Genomic DNA, 21,449 nt, shown 5'->3' on the forward strand with positions numbered 1-21,449 from the left:
CACAGCCCCCAGCGTTGATCCCCATGCAATTCATCAGAATTGATTAATTTTTCTTATCAACGACTCCACCCAACACTATTTTTCGTTTGAAAAACAGTTTCAGGTAGAACCAATCATTTTACTCGGCGATATAGCCTGTGACTTCTAAACCGAATCCGGAAAGTGAATGATAACGCTTTGGCGAGCTTAATAACCGCATCTTTGTCACACCGACATTAGCAAGGATCTGTGAACCGACCCCGACCTGACGAGAAGTCCCGTGCCATTGAGCAGGTGCGACCGCTTGACCGCTATCTTCCAGTTCAAATGTTTTTACTTTCGCCAGGATGTCACTGCTATGTTCCTGATGACCCAGTAACACCAATACACCTCCGTCATCGGCGATGCGCTTCATTGCCTTTTCGAGTGGCCAGCTACGCTGTTGATCGCGTTCTGAATGCAACAGATCATTGAAGGTGTTTTGTAGATGTACTCTTACCAACACATCCTCTTTGACCTCACCTTTAATCAGCACGTAATGCAGCTGGTTATCTATGGTGTCTCTGAAGGTCAGCATATCGAACTCACCGAAACGAGTTGGCAACTTACACTGCGCTTCGCGCACAACACTGGTCTCTTTGGTGTTTCGATATTCGATCAAATCGGCAATGGTACCCATTTTAAGACCATGCTTTTCGGCGAAGATCTCCAGATCCGGACGACGAGCCATAGTGCCGTCATCATTAAGGATCTCAACGATTACCGCAGAGGGCTCCGAGCCTGCCAAACGTGCTAAATCACAGCCGGCTTCTGTATGGCCGGCACGTATAAGCACGCCGCCCTCTTGCGCCATCAATGGGAATATATGACCCGGCTGAACAATGTCCGTAGGTTTCGCATCTTTAGCAACGGCAGCTTTTACAGTCACCGCTCTATCTTGAGCAGAAATTCCCGTCGTAACACCTTCGGCAGCTTCGATAGAGACAGTAAAGTTAGTCGAAAATTGAGCATTGTTGTTCGTTACCATCAAGGGTAAGTTCAACTGCTGACAACGTGACTTGGTTAAAGTCTGACAGATCAAACCGCGGCCATAGGTCGCCATAAAGTTAACAGCTTCTGGCGTCACCATGTCGGCAGCCATGATCAAGTCACCTTCGTTTTCTCTATCTTCATCGTCCATCAAGATAACCATTTTGCCGAGGCGAATATCTTCGATGATCTCTTCTATACTGTGTAACGACATTGTAAGGCCTTAATTTTTATTGTAACGATTCCCTATTCAGCAATAGAAATAGCTGAATAGATATATTTTAGTAATAATTTAATCTTCTATTTACAGGTTTTGCCAGTGTTTAACGCAAAAAACCTGAGCGAGCTAACAGATCCATAGTCACATTGGACTCCGGCGCTTCGGCCGTATCGCTTGAGTAAGTCATTAATCTTTCTAAGTGACGTGCAATCAGATCCACTTCGATGTTCACAGTGTCGCCCGCCTTCAGTTCTACCAGGGTCGTTTCACCTGCGGTGTGAGGCACTATGGTTAATCTAAAGCGATTATCGATCACTTCATTGACGGTAAGACTGACACCGTCAATAGTGATCGAACCTTTATGAGCAATATAGCGGGCTAAGATTGAAGGTGCTGTAAGCCAAAACTCAATAGCCTTACCTCGAAATTGCCTGTCATCGACCGAAGCAATGCCGTCTACGTGACCACTGACCATGTGACCACCAAGACGAGTCGTCGGGGTCACCGCTTTTTCCAGGTTGACCTTAGTGCCGACCTGATACTTGGCAAATCCTGTTAAATTCACAGTTTCAGCTGATATGTCAGCAACATAACCATCACTAAGGCATTCAACAACCGTGAGGCAAACACCGTTGGTAGCAATACTGTCACCTAAACGTACGTCGCCTAAATCGAGTTTACCACTGGCAACGTTTAAGCGAATGTCATCACCTAAACGTTCAATTTTTCTCAGTGTACCGACTGACTCTATGATCCCAGTAAACATGAACTTATGACCTTATTTTTAACGTTAAACGGGTATCTTTACCCAATTTACGCTCATCAATTAACTCGACGGCAGGAATGTCAGCCATCGCTTCATAGCCGGGCAGTGAGATTAGATTACGCCCAGCCGACCCTAATATTTTCATCGCTTGATATAACACCAGCTCATCTCCATGGCCTTGCTCGATTACACTCCCTGCCAGAGTTGCACCGGCTTCGACAAGAACAGAATTACATGATTGACCAAGATGTTTGAACAGGAGCGACAGATCGACACGGCCACAATCATCGGCGGGTAACTTGAGATGAGATACATGATCAGGCCAGGCCGTTTGTTCTTCAATGGGATATTCACTGCAAGAGACAAGCAAGATGGGGCTATTGACGGAAAAAAGTTTAAACCCCTTGGTTAACCTTGCTCTACTGTCCAGTATCACTCGAAGTGGTTGGTGGATCTCACTCGGGGCGAGTTCATCGGCCAGCACACCTAGCTCACTATGGCGCACATTCAGCGATGGGTCATCGGCAAGGACAGTCTCGATACCTGTAACCAAGGCGCAATGCCTGGCTCTTAAACGCTGTACATCGCGTCTGGCCTCACTGCCCGTTATCCACTTGGAGACACCATTGTTAAGTGCCGTCTTGCCATCTAAGCTGGAGGCTAACTTAACCGTGACCTTGGGCAGTTCAATGCGCATACGCTTCATAAAGCCCGGATTGATATCGCCAGCCTCATTACTCAGCAAGCCGACGTCGACCTGGATGCCGGCATCCGTGAGCATCTTGATCCCACGGCCACTAACCTGAGGGTTTGGATCTTCAATAGCCACAACTACACGTTCGACACCGGCTTTTATCAAGGCTTCTGCGCATGGCGGAGTACGGCCATGATGACTGCATGGCTCGAGCGTTACATAGGCCGTAGCACCTCTGGCATTGTTGCTCGCCATAGCTAATGCATACACTTCGGCATGAGGGCCACCCGCCCTAATATGAAATCCTTCGCCAATGATCTGGCCAGCTTTACTCACTACACAGCCAACACAAGGGTTAGGCCTGGTGGTGTATTGCCCTCTGCGCGCAAGTTTAATTGCGCGGCTCATCATTTCAATATCTTCTACAGACCACATATTATTCAAACCACATATTATTCAGAGCAGGTAGCTATTGATGCTATTCACACCCTAATACCATTTATTTTTGCAGTTTAGCGATAGCATCACCGAATTCGGACACATCTTCAAATGCACGATAGACTGAGGCAAAACGAATATAGGCCACCTTATCCAGGTTAACCAACTGGTCCATCATCAGATTACCGATCATTTCCGACTTAACTTCACGCTCGCCCGTTGCACGTAAGGTAGATTTAATTTTAGTCAGCGCCTGCTCAATTTGATCCATCGACACAGGGCGTTTCTCAACGGCCCTTAACATACCGCCTCTGAGTTTCTCTTCATCGAATGGTTGACGGCTGCCATCTTGCTTGACGACCCGAGGCATGACAAGTTCGGCCCCTTCAAATGTGGTGAATCTCTCATGACATTCGGCGCATTCACGGCGACGCCTGACTTGATGACCATCAGCCACCAAACGTGAATCGATCACTTTAGTATCTGTTGCGCTGCAAAATGGGCAATGCATAGAGCCTCCGAAGAAGTTAAAAATGGGAATGACTGTTTAGAGGATTTTCTCTACCAGGCCGTCAGGAGCAGAGTTCACAGATGATACCTTTACTCCTGACACAAAAATGGCCGCTAAAAAGCGGCCATTGGAGTTTACCTGATTTAGCCTACAAGGTTAACCGTAAACAGGGAACCTGGCGCACAATTCAAGCACCTGATTCTTAACACGCTCAATCGTGCCTTGATCTGTGATGTCATCCAGCACATCACACATCCAGTTAGTCAACTCAACCGACTGCTCCTCTTTGAAACCACGACGCGTGATTGCCGGAGAACCGATACGAAGACCAGAGGTGACAAATGGTGAGCGTGGGTCATTAGGAACAGAGTTCTTATTAACCGTAATATTTGCATGACCCAGAGCCGCATCGGCGTCTTTACCTGTGATATCTTTACTGATCAAATCAAGCAAAAACAGATGGTTGTCCGTACCACCGGAAACGACATCATAGCCTCGTTCGATAAACGTCTTAGCCATGGCCTTCGCATTCACAACCACTTGCTCCTGATAAGCAGTAAATTCAGGCTCGAGTGCTTCTTTAAATGCAACGGCTTTAGCCGCGATAACGTGCATCAAAGGGCCGCCCTGACCACCAGGGAAAACCGCGGAATTAAGCTTTTTATAAACAGCTTCATCGTCGCAAGCGGATAGGATCAAACCACCACGTGGACCCGCTAGCGTCTTATGGGTTGTCGTAGTTACAACGTGAGCGTGCGGGAGTGGATTCGGGTAGATGCCGGCAGCAACCAGACCTGCAACGTGAGCCATATCTACAAACAGGTAAGCCCCTACTTTATCAGCGATTTCACGGAACTTGCCCCAGTCGATGATACCTGAATAAGCACTGAAACCTGCGATGATCATCTTAGGCTTATGCTCAACGGCAAGACGCTCAACTTCGGCGTAATCAATCTTGCCAGTCGTTTCATCAATCCCGTACTGAACGGCGTTATACAGTTTTCCGGAAAAACTCACGTGTGAACCATGAGTTAAGTGACCACCATGAGCTAAGCTCATGCCCAATACCGTATCGCCGCCTTGAAGCAGTGCCATAAATACGGCTGAGTTAGCCTGAGAACCTGAGTGAGGCTGTACGTTGGCATAAGTAGCACCAAATAGCTCTTTGGCACGAGAAATCGCGAGCTCTTCTGCGATATCAACGTGTTCACAGCCACCGTAATAACGCTTACCCGGATAACCTTCGGCGTATTTATTGGTTAGCTGAGAACCTTGAGCTTCCAGAACACGTGGACTGGTGTAGTTTTCTGAAGCGATAAGTTCGATGTGCTCTTCCTGACGACGAGTTTCATCTTCAATCGCTTGAAACAGTTGTGGATCAAAGTCCGCGATATTCATATCTTTTTTCAGCATTAAAATCACTCCAGCTGTAAATTCTTATAGTAGGGTTGCGCGGTATTCTACAGCGCAATTGATCACAATCCCAGCATTTAGAACATGAAATTCCTTGCTATTCGTTGTGAGCAGTGCTCACAAACAGACGCAAGCCTACGGATTTTGCCATTGAGTGACTGTTTTCTCAGTTTTATTCGAGATTTTAAATCAAACTCATTGGTTTGAGGACAATTCCAGAAAACACTTTTTCATTTTCAACCTTAGTTTAACTCCAGTTCCACTCACCCCAACCTCTTCCAAAGGTACACTTTCGTCTACTTATGACTCAATTCTCTCTCAAACAGGAGAACAAGCATCGAACTCTCCATTTCATCGACTCCAGTTGATTAACATCACATCAGGCAATGATAAATGGGTAAATGTACCGATGACGGTTCAATCTATGAATATCAGATTTATGTTCACTCTCGATTCGAGTAGAATTAACCCAATTCTTCTATCGGATAAGATAAAAAATATGGCTCAGTTTGTTTATAGCATGCTTAGAGTGGGCAAGATTGTTCCACCTAAAAAGCAGATCCTAAAAGATATCTCATTAAGCTTCTTCCCCGGCGCCAAGATTGGCGTACTCGGTCTGAACGGCTCTGGTAAATCAACCCTGCTTCGCATCATGGCCGGTCTGGATACCGAGATAGAGGGCGAAGCGCGCCCGATGCAGGACCTTAAGATCGGTTACCTGCCCCAGGAGCCTAAGCTGGATCCGACTCAAACGGTTCGCGAGGCTATCGAAGAGGCCGTTTCTGAGGCTAAAAATGCCCTCACCCGACTCGATGAAGTTTATGCACTTTATGCTGAGCCCGATGCAGACTTCGACGCGCTGGCTAAAGAGCAGGGACAACTGGAAGCGATCATTCACTCGCAAGATGCCCATAACCTCGACAACGTACTCGAACGCGCGGCGAACGCACTGCGTCTTCCTGATTGGGATGAAAAAATCGAAGTGCTATCGGGTGGTGAACGTCGCCGTGTCGCCATCTGTCGCTTGCTGCTTGAGAAGCCTGATATGCTGCTTCTCGATGAGCCTACCAACCACTTGGATGCAGAATCTGTCGCATGGCTTGAACGCTTCCTGCAAGATTATACCGGCACCGTTGTGGCCATTACCCACGATAGATACTTCCTGGATAATGCAGCCGGTTGGATCTTAGAACTCGACCGTGGTGAAGGTATCCCCTGGGAAGGAAATTACTCTTCATGGCTTGAGCAGAAAGATGCCCGACTTCAACAGGAGTCGGCAACCGAGAGTGCTCGCCAGAAAACCATCGCCAAAGAACTCGAATGGGTACGACAAGGTGCTAAGGGCCGTCAATCTAAGGGTAAGGCACGTATGGCTCGTTTCGAAGAGCTTAATACCAACGATTACCAGAAGCGTAATGAAACCAACGAACTGTTTATTCCACCAGGGCCGCGCTTGGGTGACAAGGTTATCGAGGTTAAAAACCTGACCAAGTCTTACGGCGATCGCGTACTCATCGATGACCTGAGCTTCTCGGTTCCAAAGGGCGCTATTGTCGGTATTATCGGTGCAAACGGCGCGGGTAAATCGACACTGTTTAAGATGATATCCGGTGCGGAGCAACCAGATAGCGGCTCGGTCGAAGTGGGTGAAAGCGTTCAAATAGCCTCTGTCGAGCAGTTCCGTGATTCGATGAATGACAAGAACACGGTATGGCAAGAGATCTCCGAAGGCCAGGACATCATGCGCATCAATAACACTGAGATCCCGAGTCGTGCCTACGTAGGCCGTTTCAATTTCCGTGGTGGCGATCAGCAGAAGATCATCGGTACCCTATCTGGTGGTGAACGTAACCGTGTTCACCTGGCGAAGCTGCTACAGGCCGGCGGTAACGTACTGCTTCTCGATGAACCAACCAACGATTTAGACGTTGAAACTTTACGAGCACTGGAAGAAGCCCTGCTGGAGTTCCCAGGCTGCGCTATGGTCATCTCTCATGATCGTTGGTTCCTCGATCGCATCGCGACTCATATTCTTGATTATCGAGATGAGGGTAAAGTCAGCTTCTACGAAGGTAACTACACCGAATACTCAACCTGGTTGAAAGATACCTACGGTACCGATGTCGTCGAGCCTCATCGCCTTAAATACAAGCGAATGAACAAGTAGATCCAACTTAACAATGACTCGACACTCATCACCGAGGTTGAGCGCTAAAAATGTTAAGCCATTCAAAAAAGCGAAAACTTAGGTTTTCGTTTTTTTATGTCTGGAACATTTATGAAGATTTACCATGGATGGATATAAATCTTCGTTATGTCTGGCCATAAATGTTCCATTCATTTATTGCCATTTCCGCCATCTGACCCATATGGATATGGGAAATGTCTTAAAAGCGTACGGAACGCTTTAGACCTTAGCAGTCAGAACATTTATGAAGATTTACCAGGGATGGATATAAATCTTCGTTATCCCTGCTTTAAACAGCTTAATTTTTATACGCTCCATACTGAGACACATATTAACAAGAGTGCTAGTATGGAGAATCACCCTAAGAGTGGTATCCGTCATATCCAGATAACTAAAACAACTAATAATAACTAAAAACAAGAACAGAGAGCCCTCATTGAAAAAGTTCATCACTTTACCTTCACTCGCCTTGCTGGCTTTTACTCACTTAGCCATCGCCTCGACGACAACTTCATCTTCCACAGAAGCCTCGGCCGTGACCGATGGCCCCTATCTGTTCAATCAAGCAAATACAGATGCCCCCAAAACTGCTTACTGGATCTGCACAAACAAGCTACTCAGCACCCAGGTTCAGGGGTTACGGCTCGTTAGTCCCGATAACTGTGGCCAGCTACCACAGCCGACACTGAACCCGAAGGCAGATCATATCTCCGCCGGTACCTACTCCAATATTAATAAAATCGTGGCTCTCAGTGATGTTCATGGCCAATACGATATATTGCTCACCCTGCTTAGAAACCAGAACATTATCGATAAAGATAACAACTGGGCCTTCGGTGATGGTCATATGGTGATGACGGGAGATATGTTTGACCGAGGCCATCAAGTCAATGAAGTGCTCTGGTTTATGTACAAGTTAGATAAGCAAGCCAATGAGGCTGGCGGCAAGCTTCACCTGTTGATGGGGAACCACGAACAGATGGTGATGCGCGGCGATCTTCGTTACGTGCACGAGCGTTATCAAACAGCCGCTAAGCTACTTGAGAGAAGTTACGATGAACTTTATGACGAAAGCAGTGAGATAGGCCAATGGCTGCGGGCGAAACATACACTGGTCAAAATCAATGACACCCTGTTTTTACACGGTGGCATAAGTGGCGAGTGGATAGACAGAGAACTGACATTAGCTAGCGCCAACGAGCTTTACCGCAAGAATATCGATAAATCGAAGCCTGAATTAAAGCAGGACGAGCTGCTTAATTTTCTCTTCTTCGGTAACGGACCGACCTGGTTCAGAGGTTACTTCAAACCCGGTTATGATGAGACTGAGCTGGACAAGATACTTGATTATTTCGATGTGGAACATATCGTCGTCGGGCACACCTCGCAAGAGCAGGTGCTGGGCTTGTATAACAACAAGGTCATCGCGGTAGACAGCAGTATCAAGGAAGGTATGTCAGGTGAACTATTGCTGATGCAAGACAATACCTTGACCCGAGGCCTCTATAACGGGGAGCGTATCGCGTTATAATCCGGCTGCTCGCCGAGATGGGAGGTTCATTTTAAAGCCAATGTTAATAGGTTCAGTTAAAGATGAACCAAGACAGAGGCCTATGCCCTCTTGGTCATATTAGCCACCACCAGAAGAGATGAGTTCTCTATCATGCGCTCGATTTCACCAGGTGGGATCGAGCCATCGAGAATGATGGTGCTCTGTAGCGCATTATTCATCTCATTCTTATCGCTACTGATTACAGCCATCATTTTAATTGCTTCAAGTTACCTTTTTGGTACAATCTCAACAATTTGGCAACTATTAATGAAAATTAATAGGCGCAAAGCTACTAGCCTAAGTGCAAAGCATATGGTCGTGGGGTTGCAATTTATATGGACATTTCTACAACCTTATCCTACAGCGTTTAATCGCAGATAATTATTGTTGAGGTGTAAATGCTCCCTTCAAGACAACTACTGATTTCTTTCGTTTTTATCTCTTTACTAAGTGCATGTGGAGGTGGAGGTGACGAGCCTGTTTCACCTCCGGATGTAACACCGCCTACTCCTCCAGTAGCTTCCTGTGTGAACCCTCACTCAGCTGATTATCCGGATAGCTACAACGGCAAATTTTCAATTCCCTCCCCAAGAGGCGAATTATCCAGTCATATAACCAGAGGAATAAGCTTTAAAGATTATTCTCCTGTGTTGCTATGGGGAGCATTAGGCCAAAGCAATCAAGGTGACTGTTCTCAAGATGAATACGTTAAGTTGATGTACCTACAAGCACTTCAAGCGATGAAAGCATCGGGTACTCAAAGAACATGGCTATATAATTATGGCCGTTGGAATAGTGAAAATGAGTTATGGGTAGTAGAAGAGAATGATTATCAAATCCCTAAACGATATGTTGAATACATTGTGGAGCAGGCTGAACGACTGGAAATAGACATTTATTTTGCTTGGCAATTTACCACCAATAATGTCAATTTTGAAGACTTGGTTGTACTCGGTGAAGCGGTAACAATGGATAAACTAAAACAAATTTTAGACGCTCACCACAATAACATGATAACTCAAGCAAAGTATGCCCAAGCAATCGGCATTAAAGGCATCGCAGCCGATTGGAATGCCATGAATATCAACTTATCAACCGATGAAATAAAAGATTATTATATAGAGCGTTTTGCTGAAATTATCGATGACATCAGAGTAAACTTTGACGGTGAAATTGTATGGGGACAAGTTGGATACGTTTTTAACGACGAACGAATTTTCTCTCGGGTTGATAGCTTACTTGTTAATGCAATGAATGCAGGGGGAAGTACGCAATTTACCGCAGAAGAGAGTGCTAACTTAACCCCTGAACTTGTGAAAAATAAAACGCTAACATCCCTTGAAAATATGAAAACCCAAATCTACTGTTTAGACATTCATCAGCCCTGCTGGCACGGAAAGTCTGATATAGAACTTCCTATTACCCTCAACATTCAGGTGCAGAGCCGTGATGACTTTTTTTTAAAAGGTTGGAAAGAAGATGGTTTTTGCACTAGCGCGACACTAGAAGACGGGGCTGTTGATAATTGTATTCAGGAGTCTTTCGTTACTGATTTTTCTGTGCAAGCTGTTGGCATTGAAGGCATTATGCAAGCCATAGCTGATCAAGACAGTTTTGAAATCGGCAGTGTTGATATTCACACCGGCTATTGGTTATCAGAGACCTTAGTACCAGGTAAAGAAGGGTTCCCTAACATATCGCAGTCAATTCGCGGCAAGCCTGCTGAAAGCATATTGAAACATTGGTATACCGGAAGCAACTAAGCTCTAGCAAGTTAAAGATGAATCAGGACAGAGGCCTGCGCTTTTTGGGTCATCTTAGCCACAACCAAGAGAAAAGAATTATCTATCATGCGATCGATTTCACCTTGTGGGATCGAGCCATCGAGAATGACGGTATTCCATAATGCCTTGTTCATATGATAGCCGGGGATCACCGAAGGGAAGATATCTCTGAGTATCGCCGCCTCATCGGGATCGCATTTCAGGTTCATCCACCAGCTCGGTTGCTCTGAAACAGGCCTTGTCTCAGGATCAGCCTCAGCTTCTTTACCCACCTTGCCGATAGAGAGAGTCGCAAACATCTTGCCTTTGACCTTGAAGACATAAACCCCCTCCCCGAATGGGAAATCGAGTTCGGTCTGGGGCTTTGACAGCAGGTAGGTTTTAGCACGTTCAAAATCCATCTCACTCATTCCATTATCAGCCAAGATGATAAGTACGTTAGCACCCAATAACCTGGTTTAATATCTATATTCGATGAATTGGTGATCTTGAAAGGATTATGGCTCAGTTGCTATGAACTGGTACTTTTTGCATCAAAGCTTCAGGAACATGTACTTTGGCGAAGTCATCCTCTCCCAAAAAAGAAAACCTCAATAAAGTTAATTATTGAGGTTTTGTTTTAAGTAACTAGAAACTAACCTATTTCATCTCGGCTAATCTTTGTGCATCTAACGCATTGTTAAGTTTATCTTCGACGAAGCCCGGTGAGTGAGTTGCACCCGATATCAGTCGGTACATGGCCGGGATAACCAGCAGGGTCACAAAAGTCGCAAATGCCATGCCGAAGAAGACTACGGTACCCACCGCGATGCGACTCTCCGAACCTGCGCCGGTTGACATAATCAAAGGTACTGCGCCAATTAAGGTGGTAAATGCCGTCATCAAAATAGGACGTAGCCTTCGGGCCGATGCGTCGATAATCGCCTGCTCCAACTCTATGCCTCTGTCTCTGAGCTGATTGGCAAACTCGACAATCAAGATGCCATTCTTAGTGACCATACCGATCAACATGATCATGCCTATTTGACTGTAGATATTTAGCCCCTGACCGGTTAGGAATAACCCCAGGAATCCACCAAATACCCCCATAGGCACGGTAAACATCACTACCATAGGGTTAATAAAGCTCTCGAACTGCGCCGCTAACACTAAATATGCCACCAGCAAGGCCAAGCCAAACACCATCAGCACACTGCTCTGATTCTCTTTAAAGTCTTTCGATTCACCGGTATAGCTGACCGAAATGTCGCTGGGTAAGATGTCTATTGCCGTCGCATCGAGAAAGTCCAGCGCCTCACCTAAGGTATAGCCTTCGCCCAAGTTGGCTTTCAGGGTGATAGATTTCTGCTTATTAGTGTGGCTGAGCTTATGGGCCGAGGCTACCTCTTCGATATGTGTTATCGAGTCTAAGGTGATTAACTCCCCCTTAGCCGAACGCATATAGATCTGGCTTAGATCCGCCATGCTGTTGAAACTGTTTTCATCGCCTCTGAGGTAGACATCGTACTCCTCACCGCGCTCGACGAAGGTGGTTTCACTGCGCCCTCCCAGCATCACCTCTAAGGTCTCAGAGACCTCTGAGACACTTATCCCAAGCTCGGCCGCGCGCTCCCTGTCGACACTCACCACAAGCTCAGGCGTGGTTTCGGCATAATCGAGATCCACGCCTTCGAGCATAGGGCTGTGTATTGCCTCCTCTTGCAGAACCTCGGCCCACTTGAACAGCTCTTTATAGTCGGAGCCGCCAATCACAAATTGCACAGGCTCGCTGGACTGCCCCCTGAAACCGGGCAACATAGGGCGCACCATCACATCGGGGATCCCCTGAAGCGCCTTGGATACGACTCCCAACGCCTGCTGAGCATTAATCTCTCTCTCCTCCCAGTCTTCGAGCTGCATGATCACAAAGCCCGTCTGATCACCCGCTCGCCCACCGAAGGCAGGTGCCTGCACGCTGAATGACTTAATCACCCCCTGACCTAACAGGGGCATCAACCTTTGCTCAACGATATCCATATTGGCGGTCATACGGTTATAACTGGTGCCTTCAGCCCCCTTAACGAAGGCGAAGATCACCCCCCTGTCTTCCTGTGGGGCCAACTGTGAAGGCACGCTCTGCATCAGCAAACCACTGCCGACAATACAGAGCACAATCACCACCGGGGCGGCGAATCGAAAACGTACGGCTTTGGCCACTAACACCCGATAGACGCGTTCAAGCTGACTAAAGATCCCTTCGATCCACAGGTTAAAACGATTAGGTTTAACGTTGGCCTTGAGGATCTTACTCCCCAATACCGGCGTCAGTGTCAGCGCGACTATCGATGAGAAGATCACCGACATAGCCAACATGACCGAAAATTCGGTAAATAGTCGCCCTACCATCCCCTCCATAAATGAGATAGGCAAGAACACCATCACCAACACTGCAGTGGTCGCAACAACGGCAAAGCCGACTTCACGGGTGCCCTTGTATGCGGCCAGCAGTGGCTCTTCACCTCTCTCGATATGATGGAAAATATTCTCCACCACCACAATCGCATCATCGACCACCAAGCCGATTGAGAGAATTAAGGCCATCAGGGTCAACAGGTTAATAGAGAAGCCGAAGAAGTTTGCCGCAATAAAGGCGGAGATCAACGACACAGGCACAGTTACCGCCGGAATAAGTGTCGCACGCGCCTGACCGATAAAGATATACAGGACCAATACCACCAGCCCACCCGTGATAAACAGCGTGTTGTAAACCTCTGTGATTGAACGGTCGATAAATACCGTTGAATCATAGTCGACCACCAGCTGAGTTCCCTCAGGCAAGAATTGCTGTATCCGTTCAACCTCTTGATGAGCGGATTTAGCCACCTCCAAGGGGTTGGCATCGGACTGAGCAATAATCCCCAGACTCAAGTTAGGTACACCATCACTCTTAAAGGTCGAATTTTCATTTTCTGCACCGATAAATACTGAGGCTACATCTTTAAGATAAACGGGCGTGCCATCGCTGGCCGTACGTACCACTAAATAGTCAAAGTCTTCGGGGTGATAATAGAGACGTGCAGTTCTCACCGTCATCACTGTGGTGTCATTACGGACCTCACCACCGGGCGTTTCCACATTCTCTTTTTTCAAGCTAGCGATAATATCGGCAGTAGTAACATTTCGTCCCGCCATCAGCTCAGGTTTTAACTGAACGTACATCACCTTATATAGGCCACCTGAAATACTCACAGAGCTCACACCAGTGATCAGACTAAACCTGTCTTCCAACACACGCTGTGCATAATCGGTGAGCTGAGTTCTGTCCATCACAGATGAACTTAAGTTGATATATACTGAAGGCTCTCCGGAGCCATTATCCTTAGAAACGATGGGGTCGTTCGCTTCATCGGGTAGACGACGTTGGGCACGGGCCACCGCATCACGAACGTCACTCACACCTTCTGTAAGATCCCAGTCCAGATCGAAGGTGATGGTGATACGCGACATGCCGTTTCGGGTCACCGAGGTGATCTCATCGATACCACTGATACCGGTAAGTTCATCTTCGAGTGCCGTGGTTATCTGACTCTCCATGATGGTCGCCGAAGCCCCCTCATAGGTTGTCATGACCGTAACAACCGGATTCTCCACATCGGGCATCTCACGTACTGCTAATTTGGAAAACGACACGACGCCAAACACACAAAGCAGTAAACTTAAGACAATAGCGACAACGGGACGCTTAACCGAGATATCTGAAATCAGCATTAACCTCTGTCTCCCGCAGGCTCGTTTAACTCAGTTTCGGCTGATGCGAGTTGCTCGGTGAGATCGTTAACCTTAAGGCCGTCACGCATATTAACCAGCCCCTGAACAACAATACGCTCTCCCACATCCACGCCTTCGGTAATAAGTACTTCATCCTGAATTCTGGCCCCCAGTGTCACTTGGGTGCGTTTCGCGAGATTATCCGCTCCAACAACATAAACGAAGCGCTTAGTGCCGGAATACTCGATAGCCTGAACCGGGATAACGGGCTCAGATACAGCCGGGAAGCCTAAGCTTGCCGACATCAGCATGCCAGGCTTGAGCTTATGACCTTGGTTATGACTCTGGTTTTCAAAACTAACTCTAACCTTTAAGTTCAATGTTTCTGGATTGATACGGGGATCGATAGCCACTAACTCACCGGTGAAGATATCATCGGGCCAGGCACGATTCGTCGCCGTCACAGTCATTCCTACACTCAACATAGAGAGGTAGTTCTCCGGTACCTGAAGGTCGAGTCTCATCGAAGACAGGTCATCGAGCGACAATAACTCACTACCGGCTGTGACCATCTTGCCTAAGCTGAAATCGAGTAAACCAGCGGTTCCGGAAAACGGCGCTTTAATATAATGGAAATCGAGCTCGGCTTGTGCTGCAGCGAGCCTTGCCATTGCAATATCGACACTGGCCTTCTGCGCATCAATTTCGGTTTGAGTGATCGCACTTTGGCTTATCAGTTTCTGAAACTCTTTAAGCTTACGTTTTTCATCGAAGAGATAAGCTTTCGCTTCGGCAACACTGGCCTGAGGCTTGGCATCTTCAAGCTGGATCAGCAATTGCCCCGCCGTTATCTCCTGATTGGCCGCGACGTTAATGGCTTTAATCTTACCGGCCACCTCGGGAGCTATAAAAACTGACCTGTCTGCCTCCAGCTTTCCTATCAATGCAATTTTTTGAGAAAGCAGATGTTGATCGACCACGCCGGTGACCACAGGAACCACCCTGGGGGCACGGGCAGCTTTATCACCGGGCTTCTTCGCCTGAGTGAAACTGCTGAATGTTACGATAACTGCGACAATCATGATAGGGAGCAAGATCAGGCTTTTTTTCATCGATTATTTCTTTTAATGCTGATTAGATTAGTTGCCACTATTTTAAAGAAAAATCAGGCTTTGTAGGGTAAAGCTGTGTAAAGCAGCGCAAATGAGAAGATGATTTTGATGGGAATCTTGTAACAACTCATTGCAAGTAACAAAGAGGAAACCAACCCCTTACCCCAGCTTAAATACAGGTCAAAAAACGCAACATGAGATACTGAATGTTTATTCGTTTAAAATGGTGAACTTCGCTTACGAGGCTTTGCCTCCATTAAGCTCTTGCCGGATCTTTGTTAATCTTATGGTGAGCAAATTAACTATGAAAATAGGACCCACATTGAAACTTTGCTGGTTAGACACTGACAACAGGCGCGATGCCTATATTTTCTATAAGCATTTTTTGCCCTATGCCAGACTGAGTAAAAAAGAGAAAATAGGGGTTTTATTTACCCAAAAAGGTGAAGGCGAAAGTGAAAAACAGCTTATTGCAGCAGTCAGGCTAAGACCGATTGGCAGTTTCACGCTTCTCACCGGCATGCTTGTGCATCCGGACTATAGAGAGCAAGGTTTAGCTCACCAGATCATGACATCTCTGGCGGATACATTTGAAAACAACAGAACATTTCTCTTCTCACTCCCCTCTCTGGTCGACTTCTATCAGCAGCATCAGTTTATTCAGACAGAAGATGTGCCTAATGATATTTTGCATCTTTTTTCAAAATATCGAAGTCAGGGAAAAGAGCTCGTTTTAATGAAATTTAGTGATGAAGCTCAGTGATGACGACAAGCCTGTACTTATTAAACAAGCGAGCCAAAAAAGTTAAGAATAATATCGAACTCTTTTAGTCAATGAGGATTTTGCCTTTTTACATTAAGGCTTACCTTGTCATTATAAGCATAATGAAGTAGAAAGATAACCCGACTTCACTTTCAGCTCCAGAGACCTTATGACGCCTAAAAAAATTGCTATATTTGTCGATGTTCAAAATATCTATTACACCTGTCGTCAAGCCTACGGTCGACAATTCAACTATAGAAAACTGTGGCAACAAATTAGTCATGAGGGGGAGATAGCTTCGGCAACGGCGTATGCGATTCATCGCGGCGATGATGGCCAATTAAAGTTTCAGGATGCTCTCAAACATATCGGCTTCGATGTTAAATTAAAGCCCTTTATTCAGAGAAGTGATGGCAGTGCCAAAGGCGACTGGGATGTCGGTATCACCATAGATATTATGGAGGCAGCCAGCGAAGTCGATAGCATTATTTTGCTCTCAGGTGACGGTGATTTCGATCTGCTTATGCTAAAAATCTATCAAAAGTATGGAATAGACACCCAAGTCTATGGCGTCCCATCGTTAACAGCAAAGTCGCTCATCGACTCAGCATGTCAATACCATGAAATTGATGACGCTCTGCTGTTATAGCTCAGATATAGTGCAGAAATAGTGCAGATATAATGCGGAAACGGGTAACACTCTTCCTCCCCCGATATATAGAGCAATAGAGAGTAGAGTTAAGCCTGAGCAGCTATAATTGAAATGTCATATTGTCTTTTTGAGGAAACATCATGACTATTTCTACACGTTTAAATAATTATCTTAGCGATAACAAGGTCGACTATAACCTTGTGGCCCACCCCCATAGCTTCAACTCCCTGAGTTCTGCGATTGCCGCCCACATATCTCCGGCACAAGTTGCGAAAGCCGTGATTCTGGAAGACCATGAGGGACGAAAAATGATGGCCGTCCTCCCTGCCGATCATAAGATCAACTTAGGGGCACTCAGCGATAAACTTAATCGAGATTTCCATCTGATAAAAGAACAAGCCGTCTACCAGATGTTCAATGACTGTGAACATGGCGCGATACCTCCTATCGGTGATATCTACAATATGGACGCCGTTTACGATGATCTCTTAGTGGAATCCAGTGAACTATATTTGGAGGCAGGAGATCACAGTAGCTTTGTTCATATAGAAAGGAAGGATTTCGTTCGACTGATTAAAGATGCCAAACATCTTAGGTTCAGCCATCAAACCATCCATTAGCTCGGGCAGACAATAAGGCACTGGAACCTATGGATACACAACATAGGTTCCTATCGCTCTTTAAAAGTCAGTCATTGAAAATGAAAGCTGCACCTTGCACAAAAACAGGTGCAAACCTATTAAAAAAGACTGAATGGGTATCTGCGGGTGAAAATCAGAAGTGCGCCTAAATGTAAAAGTGAGCTTTAGCAGCTCCTGTCGTCAACCTCTGGCACCAGAGAAGCTAGCTTAATTGCCTCCCGGTGCTTTATTACACTATGTAAACCTCTAAATCTCTAAATCAAAAGCGCCAATCTTTTGCAAAATCATACCTGAAGCCAACCACCCAAGATGAGAAGTCATCAAAATAGACCATATCACGATACAGATACTCGATATGGAAGCGTAAATTTTCGTCCGGCAACCATTCCAGCGTGGTGTTGTAACCATCGAACTTCCGACTAATCAATTGCCCATAACCATCATCAAATTCGAAGTAGCCTAACTTGACCTTAAACTGCTCACCCAATGGATAAGCCGCCGCCAAATCAATGGTATGGCCGTCACGGTCTTGAGATATTAGATCCCTTTTGTAGGTTCGCTCCTGATAGGCTGCGGCTAAATACAAGCCATTAGCAAAACCATGAGCCAGAGAGGCTGCCCACACTTCATCCTCACCGGTGATCACCTCTGAAGCCAGACTATCCTCAACCAGATAGCTGATAGCCCCATGAAACTCACCATGGTCGAAACCTACCCCAAGGTTAACCAGATCGGCATCATCGCTGCCACTCCCTCCATCAAATTGTCCGGCCGCAAGCCAACTAAACTTACCGGTTTGCAAACGATAGGTAAGCATATTATCGACGAAGAAGACGCTCTCGGCATCATAGGCAAACGGACTATTCGCATGGTTGAAAATATCCACATATTCGGCGATAAGCAGATATTGAGGGGGTCTATCTTTACCAATTCCAACTCTGCCATAGGGGCTAGCCACTGCGGCATACGCCTTTCTGGCTTTACCAAAATCACCACTATTTGCCATGTCTATGCTCCATTCGCCATGCAATTCGGCTGTCCATCCCGGCATAAACTCATTGGTCGCTCTAATCCCCGCACGGGACAGTGCATCGCGAACATCATAAAACGAGTCACCGTCCTCATCGATGTAACCAAAGGTCGGCCTCATGGTCGCGTAAGCGCTAATCGTATTATTAGTTTTCTCTGGGGTATCCATGGCTTTAGATGGGGAAACTTGCCTTGGCTCAACGACAGGGGCTGCAACCTGAACTTGTTTTTCCTGAGCTTGCTGTTGCTGCGCTTGCAATTGTGCTTTCTCTAACTGTTCGACCTGTTTCTGTAACGTCTCAATTTGCAGCTTCAACGATTCGAGCGTTATATCGGCCCCAACCGCTCCTGTACTAAAAGCTCCGACACAAATTACAATAATAATTAAATTTGCGATTATATGGTTTCGCATAATTTTTTCCCGGGGTAACTAGCGGTAGAAAAAGTATAGACCATTCTTTTTAAAGATAAGATTTAGATGAAATACATGCTTCACGACCAGAAGCCCTGGATTTCATGCTGGCAACGAGTAAATAGCCACTGTTTCCCACTAAGCTAAGGATAATATTGGAATTAAATGCAGTAACAGTTCTACTTTCCATAATTTAGATAGTTAATTTCGCCACATTGGTCATAAATTTACAGATTTAGTAATGCAGATCTAACTTTGGACCAACTTCCATACTATTACCGCGGATTTTTAGAGCCTGATCACACCTTTGGTAAATCAAGGTTGGTACTTTAGTTACCAGAATATTAAAACTTTAAACTTTAAGCATAAAGGTGAATTTATGGCTGCTAAATTTTTCATACCGTCTGTCAACGTGTTAGGACAAAATGCGGTTGACGAAGCGATTGGAGATATCAAGACATTAGGCTTCAAAAGAGCATTAATTGTTACCGATAAACCACTGGTAGAAATTGGTCTCGTAGGACAAGTTGCAGATAAGCTGGGTACTGCCGGTATCGAAGTTACAGTCTTCGATGGCGTTCAGCCAAACCCTACTTCAGGTAACGTTGAGTCAGGTCTTGAGTTACTCAAAGCCAATGACTGTGACTTTGTAGTCTCTCTGGGTGGTGGTTCACCTCATGATTGCGCCAAAGGTATCGCCTTAGTAGCAACTAACGGTGGCAGCATCAAAGATTATGAAGGTCTTGATGTATCTACTAAGCCTCAACTGCCACTTGTTGCAATCAACACGACAGCGGGTACAGCAAGTGAGATGACACGTTTCTGTATCATCACCGACGAAGCTCGTCATATTAAGATGGCCATTGTCGATAAGCACACAACCCCAATTCTATCTGTCAACGATCCTGAATTGATGTTAGCAAAACCAGCGGGTCTAACGGCTGCTACGGGTATGGATGCACTAACTCACGCTGTTGAAGCTTATGTTTCTATCGCTGCTAACCCAATCACAGATGCGTGTGCTATCAAGGCTATCGAGCTTATCAAAGCTAACTTAGTTGAAGCCGTTGATAATGGTCAGAGCATCGATGCTCGCGATCAAATGGCTTACGCTCAATTCCTCGCGGGTATGGCCTTTAATAACGCCAGCCTTGGTTATGTTCATGCAATGGCGCACCAACTTGGTGGTTTCTATGACCTTCCGCATGGCGTATGTAATGCACTACTTCTTCCACACGTTCAAGAGTACAACGCTCAAGTCGCTGCACCACGTCTGAAAGACGTAGCTAAAGCTATGGGTGTTGATGTATCGGCTATGGATGATGCTCAGGGCGCTAACGCGGCAATCGAAGCGATCAAGGCACTGGCATTAGCTGTGAAGATCCCAGAAAATCTTACTAAGCTAGGCGTAAAAGCGGAAGATATTCCAACATTGGCTGACAATGCTCTTAAAGATGCATGTGGCTTTACGAACCCTAAGCAAGCGACACATGAAGAGATCTGCCAGATCTTTACTAACGCTTTATAAAGACTCTCTGCGCCAATAAATTTGGCGCAAGTAAAGTCGTTTCGTTTTCTCCCTGCATCTGAGAACGTAACATAAAGGCCCACTCTTAAAGAGTGGGCCTTTTCTTTTGTCCCGCGTTTGCCCAAACATACACAGCCATCAAATACACCAAAGAAATAGGCAAATGATGATATAACTCGCGATCTAACTCAAAATTTCGAGATAAAGAATTACACATAATGATACAAACGTTATATTGTAGTGTTAGTTAGCTTTTTCCCTGCAAAGAATCAGCAAGCTAGAAGGCCTGTTTACTTTATATGAGTGAACGGGCCTTTTTCATATCCGCCTGCACCCCTTTCAATTTGTTGAAGCTTAGCCCACTTAGAAATCAATCAAATGGCTCTATTGAGAGCAAAAACTTAGCGTGTACTATGATCTGGTATGGAGTGAAACAGAGAGGGATAAGCTGTAATCTACAGGCATAAAAAAGGCCGCCCTAAGGCAGCCTTTATTTTTTTATCCGAAGAGGTTTCGGATTAAAGAGCTACAACGTTTGCAGCTTGAAGACCTTTCTGGCCTTGCTCAACTTCAAAAGATACTTTCTGACCTTCTGCAAGAGTCTTGAAACCATCTGAAGCGATAGCACGGAAATGAACGAATACGTCATCACCGCCATTTTCTTGAGAAATAAATCCGAAACCTTTCTCTTCGTTAAACCATTTTACTGTACCAGTAGTTGAATTAGACATGTATTGCCCCTTATATAAATTCATAAAAAAATATCGCGAAAGTGCGAAGTGCTGAGAAGTTGAATTATTAAGTATTACGATGAAGCTAAGGGAAACACTACGGACAAAAACTTACGAAGATCTGACGCGGGTTTACTTTACTTGATTCTTTAATAACTCCAAACAACAGAGCGGGAGCAAGAATAACACGAATTCAGGATTTGTAAACATAAAGTGTCCAAATAGACCAAATTAAGGGATTCAGCCATAACGAAAGCTAG

The 21,449-nt window shown here is 45.8% G+C and carries 17 protein-coding genes, 1 pseudogene and 1 riboswitch; of the genes and pseudogenes, 7 read left to right on the forward strand and 11 right to left on the reverse strand.

Annotated elements, in window-relative coordinates; genetic code table 11:
* Window positions 1-118: 118 nt before the first annotated feature.
* The 5 genes from ribBA to glyA form a co-directional block, all read right to left on the reverse strand.
* Complete coding sequence (gene ribBA, locus EKG39_RS02535) at window positions 119-1,222, reverse strand: bifunctional 3,4-dihydroxy-2-butanone-4-phosphate synthase/GTP cyclohydrolase II (RefSeq protein ID WP_126503905.1); 1,104 nt, start codon at window positions 1,220-1,222, stop codon at window positions 119-121.
* Window positions 1,223-1,331: 109 nt separating this feature from the next.
* Window positions 1,332-1,994 carry a riboflavin synthase gene (locus tag EKG39_RS02540; protein ID WP_126503907.1) on the reverse strand — a complete coding sequence of 221 codons (663 nt, stop codon included), beginning with the start codon at window positions 1,992-1,994 and terminating at the stop codon, window positions 1,332-1,334.
* A gap of 4 nt (window positions 1,995-1,998) precedes the next feature.
* Window positions 1,999-3,123, reverse strand: coding sequence for a bifunctional diaminohydroxyphosphoribosylaminopyrimidine deaminase/5-amino-6-(5-phosphoribosylamino)uracil reductase RibD (gene ribD, locus EKG39_RS02545; RefSeq protein ID WP_126503909.1), 1,125 nt, complete (start codon window positions 3,121-3,123; stop codon window positions 1,999-2,001).
* Window positions 3,124-3,187: 64 nt separating this feature from the next.
* Window positions 3,188-3,637 carry a transcriptional regulator NrdR gene (gene nrdR, locus EKG39_RS02550; protein WP_012141619.1) on the reverse strand — a complete coding sequence of 150 codons (450 nt, stop codon included), beginning with the start codon at window positions 3,635-3,637 and terminating at the stop codon, window positions 3,188-3,190.
* Between the two features lie 156 nt (window positions 3,638-3,793).
* Window positions 3,794-5,050 carry a serine hydroxymethyltransferase gene (gene glyA / locus EKG39_RS02555; protein WP_126503911.1) on the reverse strand — a complete coding sequence of 419 codons (1,257 nt, stop codon included), beginning with the start codon at window positions 5,048-5,050 and terminating at the stop codon, window positions 3,794-3,796.
* Between the two features lie 499 nt (window positions 5,051-5,549).
* Between glyA and ettA the strand changes: the two genes are divergently transcribed.
* On the forward strand, window positions 5,550-7,217 hold the full coding sequence (ettA, locus tag EKG39_RS02560; RefSeq protein WP_126504701.1) for an energy-dependent translational throttle protein EttA: 1,668 nt from the start codon (window positions 5,550-5,552) through the stop codon (window positions 7,215-7,217).
* Between the two features lie 457 nt (window positions 7,218-7,674).
* A complete protein-coding gene (locus tag EKG39_RS02565) occupies window positions 7,675-8,769 on the forward strand; it encodes a metallophosphoesterase (protein ID WP_126503913.1) in 1,095 nt (364 codons plus the stop codon).
* An 80-nt stretch (window positions 8,770-8,849) separates the two neighbouring features.
* On the opposite strand, the pseudogene EKG39_RS02570 reads toward EKG39_RS02565, so the two are convergent.
* Window positions 8,850-8,969: pseudogene (locus tag EKG39_RS02570) on the reverse strand (MmcQ/YjbR family DNA-binding protein); the annotation flags it as partial.
* 67 nt (window positions 8,970-9,036) lie between these two features.
* A riboswitch (cyclic di-GMP riboswitch) is annotated at window positions 9,037-9,122 on the forward strand.
* A gap of 66 nt (window positions 9,123-9,188) precedes the next feature.
* On the opposite strand from EKG39_RS02570, the gene EKG39_RS23310 reads away from it, so the two are divergent.
* Window positions 9,189-10,553 carry a glycoside hydrolase family 113 protein gene (locus tag EKG39_RS23310; protein WP_185817508.1) on the forward strand — a complete coding sequence of 455 codons (1,365 nt, stop codon included), beginning with the start codon at window positions 9,189-9,191 and terminating at the stop codon, window positions 10,551-10,553.
* A gap of 11 nt (window positions 10,554-10,564) precedes the next feature.
* Here the strand turns inward: EKG39_RS23310 and EKG39_RS02580 are convergent, their stop codons facing one another.
* The 3 genes from EKG39_RS02580 to EKG39_RS02590 form a co-directional block, all read right to left on the reverse strand.
* Window positions 10,565-10,975: an MmcQ/YjbR family DNA-binding protein gene (locus tag EKG39_RS02580; protein ID WP_126503915.1), complete on the reverse strand. Its 411-nt coding sequence runs from the start codon at window positions 10,973-10,975 to the stop codon at window positions 10,565-10,567.
* 238 nt (window positions 10,976-11,213) lie between these two features.
* Complete coding sequence (locus EKG39_RS02585; protein WP_126503917.1) at window positions 11,214-14,321, reverse strand: multidrug efflux RND transporter permease subunit; 3,108 nt, start codon at window positions 14,319-14,321, stop codon at window positions 11,214-11,216.
* A complete protein-coding gene (locus EKG39_RS02590; protein WP_126503919.1) occupies window positions 14,321-15,433 on the reverse strand; it encodes an efflux RND transporter periplasmic adaptor subunit in 1,113 nt (370 codons plus the stop codon). Before EKG39_RS02590 ends, EKG39_RS02585 begins: the two co-directional genes overlap by 1 nt.
* Before the next feature lie 304 nt (window positions 15,434-15,737).
* Between EKG39_RS02590 and EKG39_RS02595 the strand changes: the two genes are divergently transcribed.
* The 3 genes from EKG39_RS02595 (at window position 15,738) to EKG39_RS02605 (ending at window position 17,468) form a co-directional block, all read left to right on the forward strand.
* Window positions 15,738-16,196, forward strand: a complete 459-nt coding sequence (locus tag EKG39_RS02595; protein WP_126503921.1) for a GNAT family N-acetyltransferase — start codon at window positions 15,738-15,740, stop codon at window positions 16,194-16,196.
* A 169-nt stretch (window positions 16,197-16,365) separates the two neighbouring features.
* Window positions 16,366-16,845, forward strand: coding sequence for a LabA-like NYN domain-containing protein (locus tag EKG39_RS02600; protein WP_126503923.1), 480 nt, complete (start codon window positions 16,366-16,368; stop codon window positions 16,843-16,845).
* Between the two features lie 143 nt (window positions 16,846-16,988).
* Window positions 16,989-17,468 (forward strand): aminoacyl-tRNA deacylase, encoded by a 480-nt coding sequence (locus EKG39_RS02605; protein WP_126503925.1) that lies wholly within the window; start codon window positions 16,989-16,991, stop codon window positions 17,466-17,468.
* A 280-nt stretch (window positions 17,469-17,748) separates the two neighbouring features.
* Here the strand turns inward: EKG39_RS02605 and EKG39_RS02610 are convergent, their stop codons facing one another.
* Window positions 17,749-18,930, reverse strand: a complete 1,182-nt coding sequence (locus EKG39_RS02610; protein WP_126503927.1) for a porin — start codon at window positions 18,928-18,930, stop codon at window positions 17,749-17,751.
* Between the two features lie 379 nt (window positions 18,931-19,309).
* Between EKG39_RS02610 and yiaY the strand changes: the two genes are divergently transcribed.
* On the forward strand, window positions 19,310-20,458 hold the full coding sequence (gene yiaY / locus EKG39_RS02615; protein ID WP_126503930.1) for an L-threonine dehydrogenase: 1,149 nt from the start codon (window positions 19,310-19,312) through the stop codon (window positions 20,456-20,458).
* A 518-nt stretch (window positions 20,459-20,976) separates the two neighbouring features.
* Here yiaY and cspE read toward each other — a convergent pair.
* Entirely contained in the window at window positions 20,977-21,189 is a 213-nt protein-coding gene (gene cspE / locus EKG39_RS02620) for a transcription antiterminator/RNA stability regulator CspE (RefSeq protein WP_126503932.1), read from the reverse strand.
* Between the last annotated feature and the right edge of the window lie 260 nt (window positions 21,190-21,449).

The sequence above is a fragment of the Shewanella atlantica genome (genome assembly GCF_003966265.1).
GTDB classification, from domain to species: domain Bacteria; phylum Pseudomonadota; class Gammaproteobacteria; order Enterobacterales; family Shewanellaceae; genus Shewanella; species Shewanella atlantica.

Coding starts and splice junctions, on each gene's coding strand:
- ribBA (WP_126503905.1), bottom strand. CDS start 1,222: ATGTCGTTACACAGTATAGAAGAGATCATCGAAGATATTCGCCTCGGC.
- EKG39_RS02540 (WP_126503907.1), bottom strand. CDS start 1,994: ATGTTTACTGGGATCATAGAGTCAGTCGGTACACTGAGAAAAATTGAA.
- ribD (WP_126503909.1), bottom strand. CDS start 3,123: ATGTGGTCTGTAGAAGATATTGAAATGATGAGCCGCGCAATTAAACTT.
- nrdR (WP_012141619.1), bottom strand. CDS start 3,637: ATGCATTGCCCATTTTGCAGCGCAACAGATACTAAAGTGATCGATTCA.
- glyA (WP_126503911.1), bottom strand. CDS start 5,050: ATGCTGAAAAAAGATATGAATATCGCGGACTTTGATCCACAACTGTTT.
- ettA (WP_126504701.1), top strand. CDS start 5,550: ATGGCTCAGTTTGTTTATAGCATGCTTAGAGTGGGCAAGATTGTTCCA.
- EKG39_RS23310 (WP_185817508.1), top strand. CDS start 9,189: ATGCTCCCTTCAAGACAACTACTGATTTCTTTCGTTTTTATCTCTTTA.
- EKG39_RS02580 (WP_126503915.1), bottom strand. CDS start 10,975: ATGGATTTTGAACGTGCTAAAACCTACCTGCTGTCAAAGCCCCAGACC.
- EKG39_RS02585 (WP_126503917.1), bottom strand. CDS start 14,321: ATGCTGATTTCAGATATCTCGGTTAAGCGTCCCGTTGTCGCTATTGTC.
- EKG39_RS02590 (WP_126503919.1), bottom strand. CDS start 15,433: ATGAAAAAAAGCCTGATCTTGCTCCCTATCATGATTGTCGCAGTTATC.
- EKG39_RS02595 (WP_126503921.1), top strand. CDS start 15,738: ATGAAAATAGGACCCACATTGAAACTTTGCTGGTTAGACACTGACAAC.
- EKG39_RS02600 (WP_126503923.1), top strand. CDS start 16,366: ATGACGCCTAAAAAAATTGCTATATTTGTCGATGTTCAAAATATCTAT.
- EKG39_RS02605 (WP_126503925.1), top strand. CDS start 16,989: ATGACTATTTCTACACGTTTAAATAATTATCTTAGCGATAACAAGGTC.
- EKG39_RS02610 (WP_126503927.1), bottom strand. CDS start 18,930: ATGCGAAACCATATAATCGCAAATTTAATTATTATTGTAATTTGTGTC.
- yiaY (WP_126503930.1), top strand. CDS start 19,310: ATGGCTGCTAAATTTTTCATACCGTCTGTCAACGTGTTAGGACAAAAT.
- cspE (WP_126503932.1), bottom strand. CDS start 21,189: ATGTCTAATTCAACTACTGGTACAGTAAAATGGTTTAACGAAGAGAAA.